At 41.6% G+C, this 19,497-nt stretch carries 17 protein-coding genes; 7 read left to right on the top strand and 10 right to left on the bottom strand.

Annotated elements, in window-relative coordinates; genetic code table 11:
• Positions 1–10: 10 nt before the first annotated feature.
• From CV014_RS01825 to CV014_RS01800, 6 genes are all read right to left on the bottom strand, one after another.
• On the bottom strand, positions 11–2,620 hold the full coding sequence (locus CV014_RS01825) for a TonB-dependent siderophore receptor (RefSeq protein ID WP_236140458.1): 2,610 nt from the start codon (positions 2,618–2,620) through the stop codon (positions 11–13).
• Between the two features lie 122 nt (positions 2,621–2,742).
• Positions 2,743–3,741, bottom strand: a complete 999-nt coding sequence (locus tag CV014_RS01820) for a helix-turn-helix transcriptional regulator (RefSeq protein ID WP_236140457.1) — start codon at positions 3,739–3,741, stop codon at positions 2,743–2,745.
• Between the two features lie 210 nt (positions 3,742–3,951).
• A complete protein-coding gene (locus CV014_RS01815) occupies positions 3,952–4,770 on the bottom strand; it encodes an ABC transporter ATP-binding protein (RefSeq protein WP_236140456.1) in 819 nt (272 codons plus the stop codon).
• Positions 4,771–4,822: 52 nt separating this feature from the next.
• On the bottom strand, positions 4,823–5,863 hold the full coding sequence (locus CV014_RS01810; protein WP_236140455.1) for a FecCD family ABC transporter permease: 1,041 nt from the start codon (positions 5,861–5,863) through the stop codon (positions 4,823–4,825).
• Entirely contained in the window at positions 5,860–6,891 is a 1,032-nt protein-coding gene (locus CV014_RS01805; RefSeq protein ID WP_236140454.1) for a FecCD family ABC transporter permease, read from the bottom strand. Before CV014_RS01805 ends, CV014_RS01810 begins: the two co-directional genes overlap by 4 nt.
• A 69-nt stretch (positions 6,892–6,960) precedes the next feature.
• Positions 6,961–8,430, bottom strand: a complete 1,470-nt coding sequence (locus tag CV014_RS01800) for an energy transducer TonB (RefSeq protein WP_236140453.1) — start codon at positions 8,428–8,430, stop codon at positions 6,961–6,963.
• A 271-nt stretch (positions 8,431–8,701) separates the two neighbouring features.
• On the opposite strand from CV014_RS01800, the gene CV014_RS01795 reads away from it, so the two are divergent.
• From CV014_RS01795 to CV014_RS01785, 3 genes are all read left to right on the top strand, one after another.
• Complete coding sequence (locus tag CV014_RS01795) at positions 8,702–9,355, top strand: MotA/TolQ/ExbB proton channel family protein (protein ID WP_236140452.1); 654 nt, start codon at positions 8,702–8,704, stop codon at positions 9,353–9,355.
• Positions 9,339–9,743 (top strand): ExbD/TolR family protein, encoded by a 405-nt coding sequence (locus CV014_RS01790; RefSeq protein ID WP_236140451.1) that lies wholly within the window; start codon positions 9,339–9,341, stop codon positions 9,741–9,743. Before CV014_RS01795 ends, CV014_RS01790 begins: the two co-directional genes overlap by 17 nt.
• A 367-nt stretch (positions 9,744–10,110) precedes the next feature.
• Positions 10,111–10,860: a helix-turn-helix domain-containing protein gene (locus tag CV014_RS01785; RefSeq protein WP_236140450.1), complete on the top strand. Its 750-nt coding sequence runs from the start codon at positions 10,111–10,113 to the stop codon at positions 10,858–10,860.
• Positions 10,861–10,986: 126 nt separating this feature from the next.
• On the opposite strand, the gene CV014_RS01780 is transcribed toward CV014_RS01785, so the two are convergent.
• Positions 10,987–11,562 carry an NUDIX hydrolase gene (locus tag CV014_RS01780; RefSeq protein WP_236140449.1) on the bottom strand — a complete coding sequence of 192 codons (576 nt, stop codon included), beginning with the start codon at positions 11,560–11,562 and terminating at the stop codon, positions 10,987–10,989.
• A gap of 136 nt (positions 11,563–11,698) precedes the next feature.
• Between CV014_RS01780 and CV014_RS01775 the strand changes: the two genes are divergently transcribed.
• Positions 11,699–12,763 (top strand): dipeptide epimerase, encoded by a 1,065-nt coding sequence (locus CV014_RS01775; RefSeq protein WP_236140448.1) that lies wholly within the window; start codon positions 11,699–11,701, stop codon positions 12,761–12,763.
• Positions 12,747–13,793 carry a DUF1611 domain-containing protein gene (locus tag CV014_RS01770; protein WP_236140447.1) on the top strand — a complete coding sequence of 349 codons (1,047 nt, stop codon included), beginning with the start codon at positions 12,747–12,749 and terminating at the stop codon, positions 13,791–13,793. Before CV014_RS01775 ends, CV014_RS01770 begins: the two co-directional genes overlap by 17 nt.
• Positions 13,794–13,859: 66 nt before the next feature.
• Here the strand turns inward: CV014_RS01770 and CV014_RS01765 are convergent, their stop codons facing one another.
• Together CV014_RS01765 and CV014_RS01760 are read right to left on the bottom strand one after the other, a co-directional pair.
• On the bottom strand, positions 13,860–14,642 hold the full coding sequence (locus tag CV014_RS01765; protein WP_236140446.1) for a Uma2 family endonuclease: 783 nt from the start codon (positions 14,640–14,642) through the stop codon (positions 13,860–13,862).
• 107 nt (positions 14,643–14,749) lie between these two features.
• Positions 14,750–15,166, bottom strand: coding sequence for a Fur family transcriptional regulator (locus CV014_RS01760; RefSeq protein WP_236140445.1), 417 nt, complete (start codon positions 15,164–15,166; stop codon positions 14,750–14,752).
• A gap of 221 nt (positions 15,167–15,387) precedes the next feature.
• Between CV014_RS01760 and CV014_RS01755 the strand changes: the two genes are divergently transcribed.
• Positions 15,388–15,960, top strand: coding sequence for a peroxiredoxin (locus CV014_RS01755; protein ID WP_236140444.1), 573 nt, complete (start codon positions 15,388–15,390; stop codon positions 15,958–15,960).
• Positions 15,961–16,216: 256 nt separating this feature from the next.
• Positions 16,217–17,569, top strand: coding sequence for a glutathione-disulfide reductase (gorA, locus tag CV014_RS01750; protein WP_236140443.1), 1,353 nt, complete (start codon positions 16,217–16,219; stop codon positions 17,567–17,569).
• Positions 17,570–17,841: 272 nt separating this feature from the next.
• Here the strand turns inward: gorA and CV014_RS01745 are convergent, their stop codons facing one another.
• Positions 17,842–18,759 carry a lysylphosphatidylglycerol synthase transmembrane domain-containing protein gene (locus CV014_RS01745; protein WP_236140442.1) on the bottom strand — a complete coding sequence of 306 codons (918 nt, stop codon included), beginning with the start codon at positions 18,757–18,759 and terminating at the stop codon, positions 17,842–17,844.
• Between the last annotated feature and the right edge of the window lie 738 nt (positions 18,760–19,497).

The following is a 19,497-nucleotide window of genomic DNA, read 5'->3' as shown; positions in this document are numbered from 1 at the left end:
TATGCAATTGTCAAAACGTCCAAGAAACAGTTCCTTGGACTGTAAATGGTTCACCAGGAGAGACGCGCAAGCGATTGAACGCATTTTCAAAATAGTCTACGTCGAAGAGGTTTCTGATATTAATCGCCGCACGGAATCTATCTTGTTTGTAGAAGATAGCCGCATTAGTTGTTAAATAACTAGGTACTTCAAATGTATTTCCAGCATCTCCAGCGCGATCGCCTACATAAAACAATCCTAAACCAAAGCCTAAACCCTGTAAATTGCCGCGTTGAATTTCGTAGGTTGTCCATAAGCTAGCAGCATGGGGAGTTGTCCGTTGCACGCGGTTGCCGACGGGAATGCTATTATCTTCGGTGACACGAGCATCGTTATAGGCATAACTAGCAAAGACATTCCATCCTGGTAAAATTTCACCTGCAAGACTCAGTTCAATACCTTGACTGCGCTGCTCTCCGGTTTGAATGGAAAAGCCTGGATTATCTGGGTCGTCAGTTAAAATATTGGACTGGGTAATGTCATAAAAAGCTAGTGTTGTGGAAAGCCGACTATGCAAATCTGCTTTTACCCCAACTTCGTACTGCGTCCCCCTTGTCGGCTCAAAGTCACTCCCATCAAAGGCTTGACCAAGAGCAGGTTCAAAGGAACGGCTATAGTTAGCATACAGGGAAATAGGTGGAATTGGCTGATATACAATACCTATGCGGGGACTAAAAGCACTACCTGATTGACTTGTTTCTGTAGCGGCGAGAAAATCTTTGTTATTTTGGGTGAAGGTGTCAAATCTACCACTGATGAGTAATTTTAAGTTATCGGTAATTGTTACCTGGTCTTGTATGATAATACCAAGTTCATCAGTGACGGTGTTAGTATCAAGCTCAAATGTGATTGCTCCCACTGGTTGACCGTAGATGGGATTAAATAAGTCAATGGGTGCGGCTGATCTACCCGTAAACTTTAAGCTATTGTTCAGCCTTCCTAAATCAATACCAAAGAGTAATTGATGCTGGATTCCACCTGTGGCAAACTTACCAATCACATTTGCTGTTAGTCTATAGTCACGATAGCGATCGCTAGAATCGTTAGCTGTTCTCAGTAGGGTACGATTATCGGCTAAAAGCCTTGTCCCAACGTTAATACCAGTACCATCATAGTTAACGTAGCCATACCGAAAAGAATTATTTAATGACCAATTTTCATTAAATTTATGCTCTAGTCTATATCCAATCCTGGCAGTTGTGACATCAAGTTCACCTTCATTGGTAATGCGGTTACGGGGTATTTCGCCATTAGGATTAGAAAAGATAGTGCCAATTGCAGGTAAGCCCAAGTTATTGTTATCTTGCTCTAGATTCTTATAAACTCCTTCAATGGTCAAATTTGTATTTTTGCTCAGTTCTAGACTCAAAACTGGCGCAATTACTAGATGTCTAGTTTGGCTCAGATCAGTAAAAAATCCTTGATCTCTGTAAGATGCGTTTAACCTATATAGGGCTTTTTTCTCATCATCTAGCGGCCCCGATAAATCCACCTCACCACGATAAAAATCAAAACTACCCACAGTTGCTTCAACAAAGTAGTAAGGATCTCGTAAAGGTTGTTTGGTGACAAAGTTGACTGTTCCACCTGGAGATGTTGAACCCAGTAAAACTGAGTTTGGCCCTAGCAGAATTTCGATGTTTTCAATTCCTGTCAAATCAGGCCCCACGTTAGAGGCTAAACCGTTAGTCTCTTTAATGCCATTCAGCGTAGGTTGGCTAAAAAATCCCCGTACTTGCAATCGCAACGAGTCAAAATTAGAAGGTGCGGCGTTACGCACACTGGGAGCGTTTAGCAGCGCACTAGATATATCGGCGCGTTGATCCCGCAACACTTCTTGAGGAATAATCTGAATTGATTGGGGAATATCTCGCAAGGGTGTATCTGTCCGCGTTGTAGTCGAAGCATTGGGGATACGATATCTATCTTGCTCTCCCGTCACTACCAACTCAATTGGCTCATCTTGCTGCGCTGTTGGTTCTGCTGGTGGTGTTTCAGTTGTTGGCTGTTCTGGGGGTTGTTGGGTTGTCGTTGTTGTAGATGCTACTGCAAAAATCAGCCCTTCATCCCCATCAAATAATTCAACTGTGGGCAAAGTGTTCTCACCCACTACCAGGACTCGTATATTATTAGCGTCAATATTTGTTACGGTGATTTCCGTAATCCCAGCAAGCGGTTTTTCCGAACGAAATGTAAAAGCCTCTCCCGAAGATAAACGCAACTGAGCATTGGGAATATCTGCAATAAAGTTATTACCCTCACTCCGATTTGTGATTTGCAGTTTGTCTCCCTGGGTAGTCTCTAAAATTACCTCGACACCTTTGTCTGTGGGATTTGCTTTTACACCCGTGATGATAATAGCTGCTGTAGTTGCAGGAGAATTAGTTGGTGTTGGTGATTGAGACAACAAACCATCAATACTAGTAACTGGGGCTTGAAACTCCCCTAGTTCCGTGATTTCTGGATTTTCCCCTTTCACCTCAGCCACAGCCGTTTGGGCGATAGCACAATTAATAAAATATCCTAATAAAGTAATACCTAACCAAAAACGCACATTTGGTAGAAATGTCAAATTAGTCACGCCCCTCTCCACACCAGTAAATGAAATTATTGCGTAAAGTTCTCAGTTGTATCTAGAGGTAGTTTAGAGAAATTGGTGCGATCGCGTCTATCCAAAAATGGCGTTAATATCCCAAAACGGCATTAGTAAGGAGAAATAGATTTTTTACCTAACAAACACTCACTAGGTGTAATCCCAAACTTGCGTTTAAAAGCCGCCGCAAAATGTCCTAAATGAGAATAACCTAATAAATTCGCCACTTCCGCTACAGTCACCCCACCATTTCGCAGAAGTTCCTCGGCACGCTCCAAACGCTTCTGCGTCAGATAACTAAATACAGTCGTACCAAATAAAGCCTTAAACCCATAGCGCAAAGTTCTGTCACTAATACCGACAATTTCGGCTAATTCCACTAATGATGGTGGATTTTCCAAACGAAAGTGCAGAATTTCCCTAGCCTGATGAATGCGGTTAACAGTTGTGGGTTTAAGCTGTGGTGATGGTGCTAGTTCTGCTTGGTTGTTTAAAATAGGAGCTAACTGCAAAGCCATAAGTTCTATGACTTTTCCTTGCAAATATATCTGTTTTGTCGTTCCCTGGTAGGGACAGAACATCATTTGCTTGACTACTTGTTCTATAGCAGTCGTAATTTCTGGATAAATTAAGGATTGCCAGTCATCACCATTAGCTAGCAAACGCAACTGGGGAAGCATTTCACCATCACAATGGGGGAAAAAAGTTCGTAGCACATCAGGGGACATATGAATATTTATCCCCATATGTCGAGATTTAGAACTTTTGACTAACATCTGACGTTGTATTCCAGCCCCAGAAATGCAAGTATACCCTCCTCCCAACTTCCCGCCATATTCATCGATTACTGTGCCAGAGAGACTCACACTAAATTGTAAAGGGTGTTCCCACTCTGGTAGTTGTACCACGACATTTTCATGCAACTCATAATCAAAAATTGATAAGCAAATTTCTGGATGCACCTCAATATCTTTTCTTCCACCTTGACCAAATTGCTGAGGAAATTGGAATAAATACTCAAATGATTGCACATCTGAGTTAGATGTAACATTTTGGGATGTTGTATTCCACATTTCTTCCCATTCTTGCTGTTTTAAGGTCAGGGTCATAGTAAAGACTTGGTTAGTAATATCACCTCATCTAATAGAGTATGATGACAAATACTTTTAATAAAGTGATGAGTGATACTGTCGTTATGAAAAGTGCATGATGACTGCGATCGCTATCTTAAAACCAATCAAGCTATTAGATAAATATTAACAACATGAATTAGGGCTTAACTGTCATTATCATCGCAGATTCCTAATATTTAAATCTTCCTACGAATGAGAAGAATTTGCTTGTAATTGCCTTTCTCCCTTGCGTCCTATTGGTACACACATTGGTGTTCCTACAACTGGATCAGCAACAATACGACATTCTAAACCAAAAACTTCTTTGACCATTTCCTCAGTCATTACCTGGTTTGGTTCTCCAGCCGTAAAAATTCTGCCTTGTTTAACTGCAACTAAATAATCTGCATAACGACAAGCCTGATTTAAATCATGCAGCACCATGACAATAGTTCTTTGTTGATTCTGGTTCAATTCGTATAACAAATCTAAAACCTCTATTTGATGTGCCAAATCTAGAAAAGTAGTTGGTTCATCTAACAGTAATATATCTGTATCTTGTGCCAGTGCCATTGCTATCCAAGCACGTTGTCTTTGTCCACCTGATAAAGTATCCAAGGCTCTATCTGCCAATGTCAACAAATCTGTAATCTCTAAAGCCTGTTGGACAATTCTTTCATCTTTTTGTGACCACTGCTGCAACCAATTTTGGTAAGGATAACGTCCTTGTGCTACTAAATCTCTGACTGTTAATCCTTCTGGTGCAACCGGACTTTGAGGTAAAATTCCTAATTGTTGTGCTACTTCTTTAGTAGAAAGATTAAAAATAGATTGTCCATCTAAATAAACCGTCCCAACATAGGGTTTAAGCAACCTAGCTAAACCTCGTAATAGAGTTGATTTACCACAACCATTTGCACCCACTAAAGCACTAACTTGACCATGAGGAATTACCAAATTCAAGTCACGAATAATTGGCGCACCATCATAAGCTAAAGATAAACCTTTCGTTGACAATCCTTTCATATTTGTTCCCATTTTAACTATTGACTAATGACTAATGACTAATGACTAATGACTATTTTTTCCGATTACGAATTAACAAATAGAGAAAATAAGGCGCGCCAATAGCAGCTGTCACCACTCCACAAGGAATTTCGATAGGTGCAAACATGGTTCTGCCAAAGAAATCTGCGATGACAACTAACATTCCTCCCAACAATGCAGAGGTAGGGATTAATCCTTGATGATTTGTACCTACTAACTGTCTGCCAATATGGGGTGCAATTAATCCTACAAAACCAATCATGCCTGCGGTGGCGACTGCTGCACCGGCTAAGGCGACACCCACTAGCACCAGTAAACCCCGTTGCCATTCCACGCGAGTACCTAAACCTTGGGCGACATCATCCCCCAAATTTAAGGCGTTCAACTGTCTAGCTAGTATCAACGCCATCGGGACAAAAACGATTAACCACGGTAAGAAGGAAAAGACTTGTTCCCAGGTGCGTCCGTAAACACTACCAGCTAACCACACTAGGGCATCGCTGACGCTATAAATATCGCCAAAGGTAATTAATAAACTGGTGAATGCGCTGGCGATCGCCGACAACCCTACGCCCATTAAAATAAATAAAACCGGAGAACTACCATTATTCCAAGCTAAGGAATAAATTAACCCAGCCATTAATAAAGCACCAACAAAGGCTGATAAGGGCAAAATATAAATGGGTGCAGATGGCAATAGGACAATGACTGCAACTGCTGCTAGACTTGCTCCCGCATTTATACCAATAATGCCAGGGTCAGCTAATGGGTTGCGTGTGATGCCTTGAAAGATAGTCCCAGCAACCGCCAGTGCCATTCCTACCATGACAGCCACTAGGGTACGAGGTAGGCGTAGGTTATAAATCACAAACCCATGATCTGGGTTGCCTGTATCTATACCCAAGACAGTTTTGACGATATCTAAGGGAGAAATCGGATATTCACCCCGTCCTAAATTCATCACCATCGCCACCACAATAGCCACTGCCAAACATAGCAGCATTGGTGGCACACGGCGGTCAATTCGCCAAGATATAGACTCAGAACGGAATACAAGCCAGTCCAATTTCATTTTTTCACCTTCGATTTAGCCAAGTAGACAAAAAAGGGTGCGCCAACCAAGGCTGTCATGACTCCCACTGGTAATTCCTGGGGTTTGAGTAAAACACGCGCTGCCACATCTGCAATTAACAGCAAACTTGCTCCCACTACTGCGGAGTAGGGTAAAATCCAACGGTAATCAGCTTTGATAAAAAATCTCACCATATGAGGAACAACTAAGCCAATAAAGCCAATTGGCCCGGCAAGAGCCACGGAACTTCCCGCAAGTAAAACTACGCTGACACCAGTTGTAATTTTTACCCAAATGGTATCTTGACCCAAGCCTTTAGCCACATCCTCACCCAGACTCATGGTTGTAATTTGTCTACCCAAAAACAAGGCGACTACTAAGCCAATGACGACAAAAGGTAAGGCTGATAACAAGATGTCAAAATCCCTTCCAGCCAAAGAACCCGCTAACCAAAATCTGATTTCTTCTAGGGTGCGTTGACTGACAATCAAAATAGCAGTTGTGAGGGCAGAAATTAGAGCCGTTAACGCTGCGCCTGCAACGGTGAGATTTAACGGTGTTGCGCCTCCCTTTCCCAGAGAGCCAAGGAGGTAGACTAACATCGCTGTCACCCCAGCACCCACAAAGGCTACCATCGTTAACACATTCAAAGAGGAGCTACCAAACATAAAAACTGTGGTAACTACAGCTAACGCGGCTCCTGATTCAATACCTAAAATACCTGGATCTGCTAGGGGGTTACGTGTCAAGCCTTGCATTAATGCACCAGCCACTGCTAAGGATGATCCTACCAGTAGGGCGGCGAGCGATCGCGGTAATCTCACCGTCTGAATCACTAAATGTTCATAAGAACCATCAAAGATGATGAAAGATTCGATAATTTTATTTAAAGGTATTTCTGCGGCCCCTAAAGTGACACTATAAACTAAGCAAATTAGCAGGATCATTATCCCCAAAATCAGACCTGCTAATGGTGATACTTGCGGTATTTTCCAGTTTCTAGGTGATGCTGTAGTTGCTCTTGTCATGCTTTTGATGGTAGAGAGGAAATAGATAATTCAGGTTGCGAAAACCATAATTTTCTATCCACAAAATTACTAATTGTTATTCTCAGTAGGGGCGGGAGTCTCTGAAGCAGGTTGAGCAGGAGCCGACTGACGAGAACGACGCAAAGCACTACGTAAGCGACTAGCACTAGAAGAATTAGCCTCCTGTTGGGGAAGTCGTCGCCGTCTTCTATTAGCAGTAGGTGCAGATGGAGAAGAAGGTGTAACATCACGGCGTACCCTGAGTAAAGCACGCCTAACAGTTCTTTGGCTTTCAGACGTTCTAGTATTATTGGTAGATGCAGTTTCAGACGCAGGGCTACTGGGAGATAAACGTCTGCGTCGAGAGCGAGTTTCAGTATTATTGGCAGCCCTTGTACTCTGGCGATCGCTTGCAGTATCATCTGAATTATTGGCACTAGCAGCAGTAGAACGTTGTCTAGCCTGTGCTTGTCTTTGTCGTTTACGTTCTTGCAACTCCCGATAACGTCGAGAACCTGTAATTGCATACTCGGTAGCAATAGATACCCCTTGTCTACCACTCTCTGAAGGTTTTAATTTCCAGTTCCGGGCTTGTCTGAGAGTTTCTTGGTCTAAGTCACGATTCCCACTAGAGTTGACGATTCTGACATTAGTCACATTCCCTTTCTCGTCAGTATCAACAGCAACCTCAACCTTCCCTTCTATCCCTCTTCTTCTCGCCGCCTCTGGATACCGAGTATCACACTCACGACAAGCCGCCCGACCATTTCCAGAACGTCGAGAATCATTCCCTGTATTATTAGCTGGGGGTGCAACTCTCACAGGTCTTGGGGCTGTAGCTACTGTATTATTGCCTGTTGTGTTACTAGTACCAGTATTCGTTCCTGTATTAGTCCCTGTATTAGTCCCTGTATTAGTCCCTGTATTAGTCCCCGTACCAGTCCCCACAGGAGTACCATTACCAGAACCCACCAGCACATTAGAACTTGTCCCCGAAGTGGCGTTCCTGTTGCTTTGTTGACTAGCTCTACTATCTCTCACACCACTCAACAGGGTTCTTAACTTGTCACTGCTTTGACTGGCAGATTGGGGTGCTGTTGGCTGTGGTTTGGTAGGTTGAGCAGTAGCAACTTCACGAGATGGTGTCACAGGCTGTGGTTTGGGTGCTTTACTCACAGGCTCAGAGAACTTTTGTACTGGTTGAGGTTGGAATTTCTCAGGAGATATTGCCACGGGAGCTATAGCTTGCGGAGCTAACGCCACTTCACGAGGATTGCTCACAGGTGTTTCTGGTTCTGGTTCTGGTTTTGGTGGAGTCTCCTGTGGGGTTGGTTCGGTTTCGACAGTCGGCGCATCAACTATTGTCACCTCTAGAGGCTCATTAGCCAAATCAGCATTTCTGGTAAAGAAACTGCCAAGACCTAAAGTTAAGACACCAATATGCAACGATACAGAACCAATCAGACTGTAAACCAGAAAAGACCGGAGAGCCTGAGTTTCCTTGGAACGCTGCTCAACAGCTATGCCTGAAAAGGTCATAATTTATTGCAAGTTAATATTACTAACTTAGACATAGTAAGATGCCTAGATATAAATATCAAGTGATAATTATAAGTGATTATTAACTGTCATCAATAGCCAGAAAAGCGTTTTATAGACTTTTTTAACGATTTATTCCCAGAAAATGTGGTTCTGCTAATTGCATATAATTAGCAAATCCTGAGAAAATATCTTGACAATAACTCTCAATTCATCTGATTATCTGATGATGCTATGTAGTTTTTCTGTTTTTGGCATCACGAGGTAGGGCATGGGAATTAAGAATTTGTTTGCGGCTGGTGGGATTGTGATGTGGCCGCTGTTAGGTTTTTCGATTTTGGCGGTAGCTTTGATTATTGAACGTGTACGTTTTTGGTTGAAATTGAATAATCGCCAAGGTCGTGTGATCAAAGAGGTGTTGAAACTTTATCGTTTAGATAATGTGGTGGGTACGATTGAACTACTCCGACAAAATGCAGATTTACCTCTAGCCAGGGTGTTTTTAGCGGCTTTGGAGTTGGAGGAACCAACGCCAGAGGAGTTTCGTTTGGCTCTAGAAAGTGAGGCGCAGGCGGAGATTCCGATTCTCAAACGCTTTCAGAATATTTTTGATACGATTATTGGTTTAGCACCACTGTTAGGATTGCTGGGTACTGTTTTAGGTTTGATTACTTCTTTTGCTTCTTTGGATATTGGAGATGTCGGTGGGACGAAAACTGCGGGTGTAACTGCGGGGATTAGTGAGGCTTTGGTTTCAACGGCTGCGGGTTTGATTGTTGCTATCTTTACACTATTTTTTGCTAATTCTTTTCGGGGTCTTTATACTCGGCAGATGGCTTTGTTTCAGGAGTATGGTGGACAGTTAGAATTGCTCTATCGTCGCCGCTATGAGAAAGGAGAAAGAACCTATGCGTCTGCAAGATGAACCCGATATCCCCGCACAGATTAATATTGTGCCGATGATTGATGTAATTTTTGCGATTTTGACGTTTTTTATTATGTCTACGCTGTTTTTGACTCGCTCTGAGGGTTTACCTGTGAATTTACCCAAGGCAGCAACTTCTAATCAACAGCAAGTCCCCGCTAAGATTACAATCACGGTTGATGAAAAAGGGGAAGTTAGTTTGAATCGTCAATCTGTGTTAGTTGATTCTTTAGCTGAACGGATTCGGGGTTTACTCGGTTCTAGTTCAGATGTTTTGGTGGTGATTAATGCTGATGAACGGGTCGGTCATGGTAAGGTTGTTGCTGTGATGGATCAGGTGCGATTGGTTAAGGGTGCTAGGTTGGCGATCGCTACTCAAAAGCGGTAGTTGTCATCACATGAAGTTTCAGTGGGTGGGGTTCAGACTATTGATCACGTTATAGCTACACCCCAGCCCATATTCTGCAAAATTTGGCATTGGCAACAACACGAACAGCTATATTAAACAACAACAAAATCAAATTAGCGTTTTGCTAACTTCTAGGCGAAACAGTCATCAATTATTTGGGTAAAATTGTTACAGAGTTTTAAGCTTGCTATCTATTGACAGTGTATTGAGATATGTTTTTACTAGTTGTTTTTTTGTCTTAGTTTTATGAGCAAAATATAATTAATTTTTAGAATTTAAATTAGTAAATGAATCATGTTTATTTGATTTATTTTTTTATATATAACTTTATAGAAAGTAGTGATTTATGACAGAAATACAACAACAAATTGATGCTTTACGAGCATTAAATTTAACACCCAAACAGATAGCACGAAAACTAGGTATTAAAGTATCAGACGTTAATGCAGCACTGAAAAATCAAGCAGAGCAAACCACATTAGATAGATTGGCAAAAGGGGAACTAGACCCAGTTTACAAGTGTTTAGCAAGCAATAATTTAGTCCAATTATTACCTAGAGACTCATCAGACAATAGCATTAAAAATCTGCCGTCTACAATTGTACCTGCAAAGGACAATGAGTCTCTTGAGCGCGGTTTAGGACTAGTTGTTATTGCCAGAACTGCTCGATACAATCAAATCGCAGTTAGTAGTTATCTTTTAGATGTCTGGTGCTTAGGGATTAAAGATGCCACAACACCACGTACATTAGACAAAAGAGAATTTCAAGAATTTGCAGAACTACTATTCCAACCATTTCCTGAAAACCCACAAGAAATTTCCCTCGAAGCTGCTCAAGGGATGATATTTAGTGCTTATGAATATGCACAAAGTTTAGGATTTCAACCACACAAAGACTTTGAAAAATCACGTTCACACCTCGGAAACTGGGATGGTAGCATTCGCATTGAATGTGGTCGTGATGGAAAACCATACTATGTTAGTGGCCCCTACGATAGCCCACAAAAAATTATAGAAACACTTAAACAAAGCAGAGGTGAAGGTAATTTTGATTTTCTGATGGGTTCTGAACCAATCAATTATGATTCTTGGTAAATTCAAGTAATTATGGTTGTTTGTGCTGTCAGCAGTAGCGCGGCATTTAGCAGCGTGCGAATTTATTCTTCCCCTGCTTTCCCAGTCCCCAGTCCCTCTTTCATACTTGCTTGTGGTTAACAGAACTTATATTGAATCATGCTTACTTACCTTATTACTCATAAAATTCAGTCCTAAAAATAGAGCAGCAACACTCCCAGCAACCGCAATTTCTCCCTGAGTAATTTTCTCTAATACCTCATCTATTGATATCAGCATTACTTCGATTTCCTCTGTAATATCCAAACTTTGATCCCCAACTTTAATGACATTTTCTGCTAAGAAGAGATGAATTTTATTAGTGTCTTTACTGGGGTTATCGTATAGTGTGGTAATTTTTTGCAATTGTTCAGCCACATAACCTGTTTCTTCTTTTAGTTCTCTCAAACCTGCGTCTTCTGGGGTTTCTTGTGTAGGATCAAACCTACCCGCAGGCAGTTCCATGAAAAAATTCTCCACTCCATGTCTATATTGCCGAACCAAGATAATTTCTCTATTGGTAGTAATAGGAAGAACCAAGACAATATCTGGCTTAATAATCACAAAATAATCATCTATTACCTGACCGTTAGGTAATTTAATCTCATCTTGTCTAACCTGACACCAAGGATGATTTAACACCATTTTAGAGTTGATTATTTGCCATTTTTGCAATTTACTCATAAATTCTTGATTTTACGACTTAATATTTAATATTTTAGCAATTCAGACTCAATGTAAAAAAGTATAACAGTGACACCAAATCAGCTAAAATTTGCACTTACACTGTTTTTGCTCTTGCCAAAGTTTGAGCATCATTATGCACATAGAAGTAAATCTATTTACTGTTAACAAGCGATTTCCCTTAACTATTAGTCGCGGAACAACAGCAAAGACAACCAATGTTTGGGTCAAGATTGTCAGTTCTGATGGAGACAATCAGATTGTAGGTTGGGGTGAAGCGTCGCCTTTTGGTGTAGGCAATCATGCACAATCAACTGATATTATTAAAACCTCCTTGGAACAAATTGCACCTGTTTTGCAGGCATTCCACCCATTGCAGAGACAGGAAATTGAGCAAGTCTTCATCCAACATCAAGTTCCTTCGGCTGCTAGGGCTGCACTTGATATGGCATTGTATGACTGGTTTGGTAAGTCTGTGGGATTACCCCTGTGGCAAATCTGGGGACTGAATCGCCAAGCAATCGTACCAACTTCAGTCACCATCGGCATTGATTCACCAACAGCAGCTCAGACCAGGGCAAGAGATTGGTTACAATTTATGGATGTGCGCTTGTTTAAAGTCAAGTTAGGTTCTCCAGAGGGTATAGAAGCGGATAAGAAAATGTTACTAGCGGTGCAAGAAGTAGCACCAGAATTAGAATTTTTTGTGGATGCTAACGGGGGTTGGAGTCTAGCAAATGCCATTGAGATGTGTAATTGGCTAGCAGATTTAGGGATTAAATATGTAGAACAGCCGTTACCACGGGGAGAAGAAAGTAATTTAATTAAGCTAAAAGAAAAATCACCATTACCAATTTTTGTAGATGAAAGCTGCTTTAATAGCTCCAATATTCCGCATTTGGCAAACTATGTTGATGGTATTAATATCAAGTTGATGAAATCTGGAGGCTTAACTGAAGCTATGCGGATGGTACACACTGCCAAGGCGCACGGTTTACAGGTCATGTTTGGCTGTTATTCTGACAGTTCCCTATCTAATACGGCGGCGGCGCAACTTTCGCCACTAGCTGATTACCTAGATTTAGATAGTCATTTAAATTTAATTGATGATCCCTTCTCTGGTGCAGTAGTACAAGAAGGGAGAGTATTACCAAACGATTTACCAGGGTTGGGGGTAAAATACAGTGCGTCTGCCGCTTAATCAAAAAGTCGCTATTTTATTACATGAAGGAATTCAAGGATCTATCGGTAAAACTGGGCTAGCACTCCTACGCTACAGTGAAGCCCCCATTGTCGCAGTCATAGATAGAACCTGTGCAGGCAAATCTTTAAGAGAAATCACAGGTATTAAGCGGGATGTTCCCATTGTGGAATCGGTAGCAGCAGCTTTGGAATATCAACCGCAAATTTTAGTTTTGGGGATTGCACCCGGAGGTGGCGGGATACCTGATGATTACTGGACGGAAATCAAAACAGCTTTAGAATCGGGGATGTCTTTGGTGAATGGCTTACATACACCCTTAGCCAATATGCCGGATTTAAATGCACTCCTCAAACCTGGACAATTAATTTGGGATGTACGTAAAGAACCCCCTAATTTAGAAATCGCTAGTGGTGCAGCCAGAAATTTACCTTGTCGGCGGGTGCTAACGGTGGGAACTGACATGGCTATCGGCAAAATGTCCACTAGTTTAGAATTACATTGGTTATCAAAACTACGGGGTTGGCGTTCTAAGTTTTTGGCGACAGGACAAACCGGTGTGATGTTAGAAGGGGATGGTGTCGCCTTGGATGCTGTACGCGTAGACTTTGCGGCTGGTGCAGTAGAACAGATGGTGATGCGCTACGGCAAAAACTACGACATTTTATATATAGAAGGACAAGGTTCTTTATTACACCCTGGTTCAACTGCTACCTTGCCTTTAATTCGTGGTTCTCAACCGACGCAGCTAGTGTTGGTACATAAAGCCGGACAAACCCACAATCGCAATAACTCTCATGTACCCATCCCGCCTTTACCAGAGGTAATTAAGCTGTATGAAAACGTTGCCAGTGCTGGGGGTGCATTCGCAAAAGTACCTGTAGTTGGTGTAGCTTTGAACACAGTTAATTTAGATGAAGCGGCGGCTAAAGATGCGATCGCCCAAACCACAGCCGAAACCGGTCTACCCTGTACCGATGTCGTCCGTTTTGGGGCAGATGTGCTGTTAGATGCGGTGATGCAAAGTTAAAGCAGAGGTTATCAGCTATCAGTTATCAGGCGTGTGGTGTTTCACAAGCGTGATAACTGATGACTGTTAAAAACTATCGGGATCGATACCGCGTTGTTTGAGTCGATTTCGTAAGTCTTCGAGTTCTTGTTGAGCCTGTTGAGCTTGCTGTTGAGCCTGTTGAGCTTGTTGCTGGGCTTGTTGAGCTTGCTGTTCGGCTTGTTCTACTCGTTCATCGGGACTGGGGAATCGCTCACCATCCTGATTAAACCAAAATAACCATTCTCTCTCCCAACCTCCGTAGATACCCACATCCACGCCAATTGCTAATTGCAATTCCGGTATCCAAAACTGTGTTTGCGATTGCAAAACAAACTCATCGTTAACTTGTTTATACACTTCAAAGGGAGCGTGATGATCTCGCTGCCAATAGTCGGGATTATAAATGACGTAATACAATACGCCCAAATCCAGATATTTGCTCATTTTGGTGTCGTATTCGCCACCATAGGTTTGAGAAACAACTTCAACAACCAAAATGGGCGGAATCCAATTTTCTTCCCATAAAACGTAACTGAGTCTACCTCGTTGTTGTCGTCGTCGTCGTTCCACACCCAAGCTCAAAAACCCATCGGGAACAATAGATTTTCGGGGTGCAGTCGGCAGATAGTAGATACCCATATCTACCCCAAAAAACCAATCCTGGCGATCACCTCCGGTGGGGCGTAGCCCATCGCTCCACACCGCCGATAAAATAGCCAACAGTAAGTTAGGAATCAGATTTTGCAGTTCGTTATCCACAGGTGTCTCGTCAGAATCGGGCAATTCTTCAGCTGTTGGCAGCTGGGGTAGAGCAATGGAATATTCCATAGGATTGATTCCTTCGCAAGATATATGTTGATTTTATCAGTGGAAGTGAAAGAAGGGTGTAGGGGAGATTTTACCCAATGCCCAATGCCCAATGCCCAATGCCCAACTTATTGACAGCGATCGCACACTCCCTGCACTATCACCTCAAACCTTTCGGCTTTGAGTCCTGAACGCAGTTGACTTAAATCAATATTGCCGAAAGCATTCCATTGAATGTCTTCGATGGTGCGGCAACAGGTACACCGAAAATGATGATGGGGTAAAACATTGGCATCATAACGGGAAACACCCTCTTCTAGTAGCACTTCTCTCACTAAACCAACCTCACGCAATGCCTGAAGCGCAGCATATACTGTAGCCTGTGATGAGGTCGGCGCATCTTTGTTCAAATCCGTCAAAATTTGCTCAACGGTAGGATGGTCTGTTCTCTCCAGCAGGTTGGCATAGACTGCGAACCTCTGTGGCGTGACTCGCAATCCTTTACTTTTGAGTGTCTTGATAATTTCGTCTGCTCGCTGCTGCATAGGATTTACTTGACCAAGGTAAATAAGCCTAGACCGCTATTATAACCTTTCTTTTTTAGGAGTTTAAATTTTTTAAGAATAAAAATCAAAAATCAGTATTTATAACTATTTACTAATTCCTAAGTTGGAATTATTCTGATTTACAGGTGAACAACACACACCACTAAAAATAATCAGACTGCGACGAAAGTTTAATTATTCCATCTAAAAACGAGGTATTTATGACTGCTATTACTCGCGTTCCCGATGTTGTATTTAAAACCCGTGTTAGAGATGAGTCCGTAGCTGGCCCTAATCCCTACCGTTGGCAAGACCGCACAACTCAAGAAATTTTTGGCGGGAAAAAAGTAGTCTTATTTGCTTTACCTGGGGCTTTTACACCCACCTGTTCTTCTACTCACCTGCCCCGTTATGAAGAACTATATGATGAATTCAAAGCTTTAGGTGTTGATCAAATTATTTGTTTATCAGTAAATGACGCGTTTGTGATGTTCCAATGGGGTAAACAGCAAGGCGCGAAGAACGTCTTCTTGTTACCTGACGGTAGTGGCGAATTTACCCGTAAGATGGGAATGTTAGTAGATAAATCTAACATCGGCTTTGGAATGCGCTCTTGGCGTTATGCAATGGTTGTCAACGATGGCCAGATTGAGAAAATGTTCATTGAGCCAGGCTTTGAAGACAACTGTCCTACAGATCCTTTTGAAGTTTCCGACGCAGATACAGTTTTGGCATACCTCAAAGGTGTAGAACGTTCTAAAGAAGTTGCACCTCGTTTAGCATTCGTCGGTTAATAAGGGTATAGGGGTGTAAGGGTGTAAGGGTGTAAGGGTGTAGGGAAAGCAGAAAAAGAATCATTCCGCACTCACCACCGGCTTAACGCCGCCCTACCGCTAACACCTCTCACCCTTGTTAGTTGTTCATGATTCTGCGCTTGTTGGTTTTTAGGCAAGGGAAGCTAGACTATAGATTACTTCCTTTGCCTATTTCATTCTTAATCTGTAATTTAAGTTATGCCTTAAATTTATTTGTAATTTGGAGCGAAGCAACGTGACTTACGATTTTGATTTATTCGTAATTGGTGCGGGTTCAGGCGGAATTGCAACTGCGCGCCGTGCGGCGGAATATGGTGCAAAGGTGGGGATTGCAGAGTTTGATCGACTCGGCGGTACTTGCGTTAATCGTGGTTGCGTACCAAAAAAATTAATGGTTTATGCTTCTCGCTTTCCTGGTGCGATGGAAGAAGCACAAGGTTATGGTTGGAGTCCTGTGCAGAGTTCTTTGAATTGGGAAGAGATGATTACTCGCGTCAATAATGAAGTAACGCGACTCAATGGCATCTATCAAAGAATGTTAGATAATTCCAAAGTGCAGATATATCAAGGACGAGCAAAATTTATTGATAGTCATACCATTGAAATTGGTGATACTAAAGTCACCGCCGATAAAATCTTAATTGCGGTGGGAGGAACACCAGTCCGTCCTGATGTTCCAGGAATTGAACACGCACTGATTTCTGATGATGTGTTTAATATGAATCCCCAACCTAAAAGAATAGTCATACTTGGTGGTGGGTATATTGGCTGTGAATTCGCTTGTATTTTAAACGGCTTAGGGACAGAAGTCATTCAAGTAATTCGCCAAGATAAGATTCTGCGTGGATTCGATGACGATTTGCGGACAGAAATTCAAGAAGGGATGATCCGCCACGGTATCAGAATTATTAATAATATCAAAACTGTCGAAATTACAAAGACAGATAATGGGGTCAGTGTTAAAGTTCAAACCGATGAGGAAGAAAATATCCTAGCCGATGCAATTAGTTTAGCGGCGTTGGGAAGAAAACCCAACACCGATAATATTGGCTTAGAAAACACTGGTGTAAAAGTAGATGAAGCGGGGATGATTTTAGTTGATCAATACAGTCGCACAGCAGAAGAGCATATTTATTCTGTCGGTGATTGTACTAGTAAATTTCAACTGACTCCTGTAGCAATTAATGAAGGAAGAGCTTTAGCTGATACTGTATTTGGTGGTAAATCGCGTGTGATGAGTTATGAAAACATTCCCACAGCGATTTTTACGAGTCCTGAAGCGGCGACAGTGGGATTAACAGAAGCAGAAGCCATTGAGAAATATGGTAGCGATCGCATCAAAGTTTATCGCTCTCGTTTCCGTCCCATGTACTACACCTTAGCAGGTAAAGAAGAAAAAACCATGATGAAGTTAGTTGTCAATCAAGAAACTGACCAAGTTTTGGGCGCGCACATGGTAGGTGATTACGCTGCTGAAATTATTCAAGGCGTAGCGATCGCCGTTAAAATGGGAGCGAAAAAAGCTGATTTTGATGCAACAGTCGGGATTCATCCCAGTTCCGCCGAAGAATTCGTCACCATGCGTTAAAACAATTCGCAATTCGCAATTCGCAATTCGCAACGATGCTCCCGCCCCGCTAACGCAATTACGTGTTGTAACGGGGTTCCTCTGACTTTGTAAGAAAAACTCCGTTACAATACTTGCGGCTTTATAGAAGCTGGGGACTTAAACCCCCAAATTTTGTTTATTTTAGAGAATTGGTATTACACGGGTTAACAGTCCTTACGTCCAACGCTTTTTCCAATCCCCAATACTTCGACAAGCTCAGTACAAGTCCCCAATCCCCAGTCCCCAATCCCTCAAGAACGCTCATCCAGAGAAGCCAAAACAGCACCGGCGACTTCTGCGATGATGCTAATGAGACGATATAAAGCGATCGCACTAATAATTGCGCCGGAGGGAAAGCGATGTTGTAAAAGAGCGATCGCTGTAGCTTCAAATACACCCAAACCTCCAGGCGCGCCAGGAACTATAAACCCCAACAGCCACGCAAAACTAAAAGCCCCCAACAATAAAGGAACTTGTCCAAAATTTAAGGGGCATAATCGCAATAGAGTTAAGATAAATCCTAAACCCCGCAGTCCTAAAAATGCCATTTCGCCTAACAAGGGGCGTAGGGGATAGCGACGAATCCCAACATTGGGAGTTGATTTATTGTCTGATTTTTTAACTTTTAATTTATGCAATAAGTTAATTACTGGATTTAAAAATCGGGGATGTACAGCACCAAGAATAATTATTAAACTAAATATTTTAAATAACTGTTGAATAAAAGTATTGTTGTTAGCGGCAAATTGATTACCGAATAACACCACAAAAATTAAAGCCGCCGCCGCCATCAATAGAGGTTCTAATAAAACACTGAGGGTAGCTGCACCAGCCGAGATATTAGCATTTTTGGCTGCGACAATTCGCCCATAATGATGCCACACATTCCCCGGTAAATATTTGGCGATGTTAGTTTTGAGGTAAACTTGAATAAATTTGGTAGCTGGTACGGGTTGTTTTAATTCCTGGAGAATCCAAGTCCAAATCCAACCAGCCCAAGTATGCGCTAAGAGAGTAATACCGGTTGCGATCGCTAAAATTGACCATCCCGCTTCATCAATGCGGATAGCCGTCACCTCCAACCAGTTATTCTGGAAGGCTTTCCCAACAAAAACTAAGGTAGCCCCCAAAATTACCCAACGTAGAATCTGTTTCAGTTTAATAGTCATTTACCTAGCTAAAACACCCAAGGCTAAATATCTCAAATACTATGCTACATCAGTCATACCAATTCAAAATTCACTCATTAAGAAATCTGTTTTTTACAAAGATATCTGAGTTGGGATATATTTAAAAATTTGTGTGAATTGATATCATACAACATAATTCTTGTTGTTCAACACTGAAAAAATTTATATTTCATAACCAATAAAAACCTTTTAATTATTTAAATAAGTAGAATAATTTACAACCACCAAACCATATTAAGTAATGTAGAAACAGTAGAATTAAGTTCGTAGTAAGGACTTTAGTCCTTTTTGCAAACTAAAGTTATCACTACAAACCTTTAATCTGAATTTGGAGATTTCCTATTCAGAAAAAGTATAAACTATACTTATCTACACCTGTTTGATCGCAATTTGCCTGATAAGCTAATCGTCATTTAAATTGCATCATTTTCATACTGACAAAAGCTGTAAACCCTCTCCCCTGCTCTCTGCCCCTGCCCCTCTGCGGCCTCAATGTGCTTTCTTATATGCTTAACAGCTTATCTCTCCCCAGTTAGATAGTAATTATACATTTTTCATCAAAATAATGTGACTTACGCTAGAGGAAAAACTAGTTTTTACCACCTACTATTAAGAACTGTTAGTCAATTTATTAGTCTAACAAAGTCCTCAAACAGCATATAAATAGTTACTTATTGATTGCTTGTAAATAACTAATAAAGCTGTTGATTTTTTCAA

It is taken from the genome of Nostoc sp. CMAA1605 (assembly GCF_021596505.1).
Classification (GTDB): domain Bacteria; phylum Cyanobacteriota; class Cyanobacteriia; order Cyanobacteriales; family Nostocaceae; genus Trichormus.
Note: the sequence above shows the minus strand (reverse complement) of the source record. Positions and strands in the feature narration are given on the sequence as shown.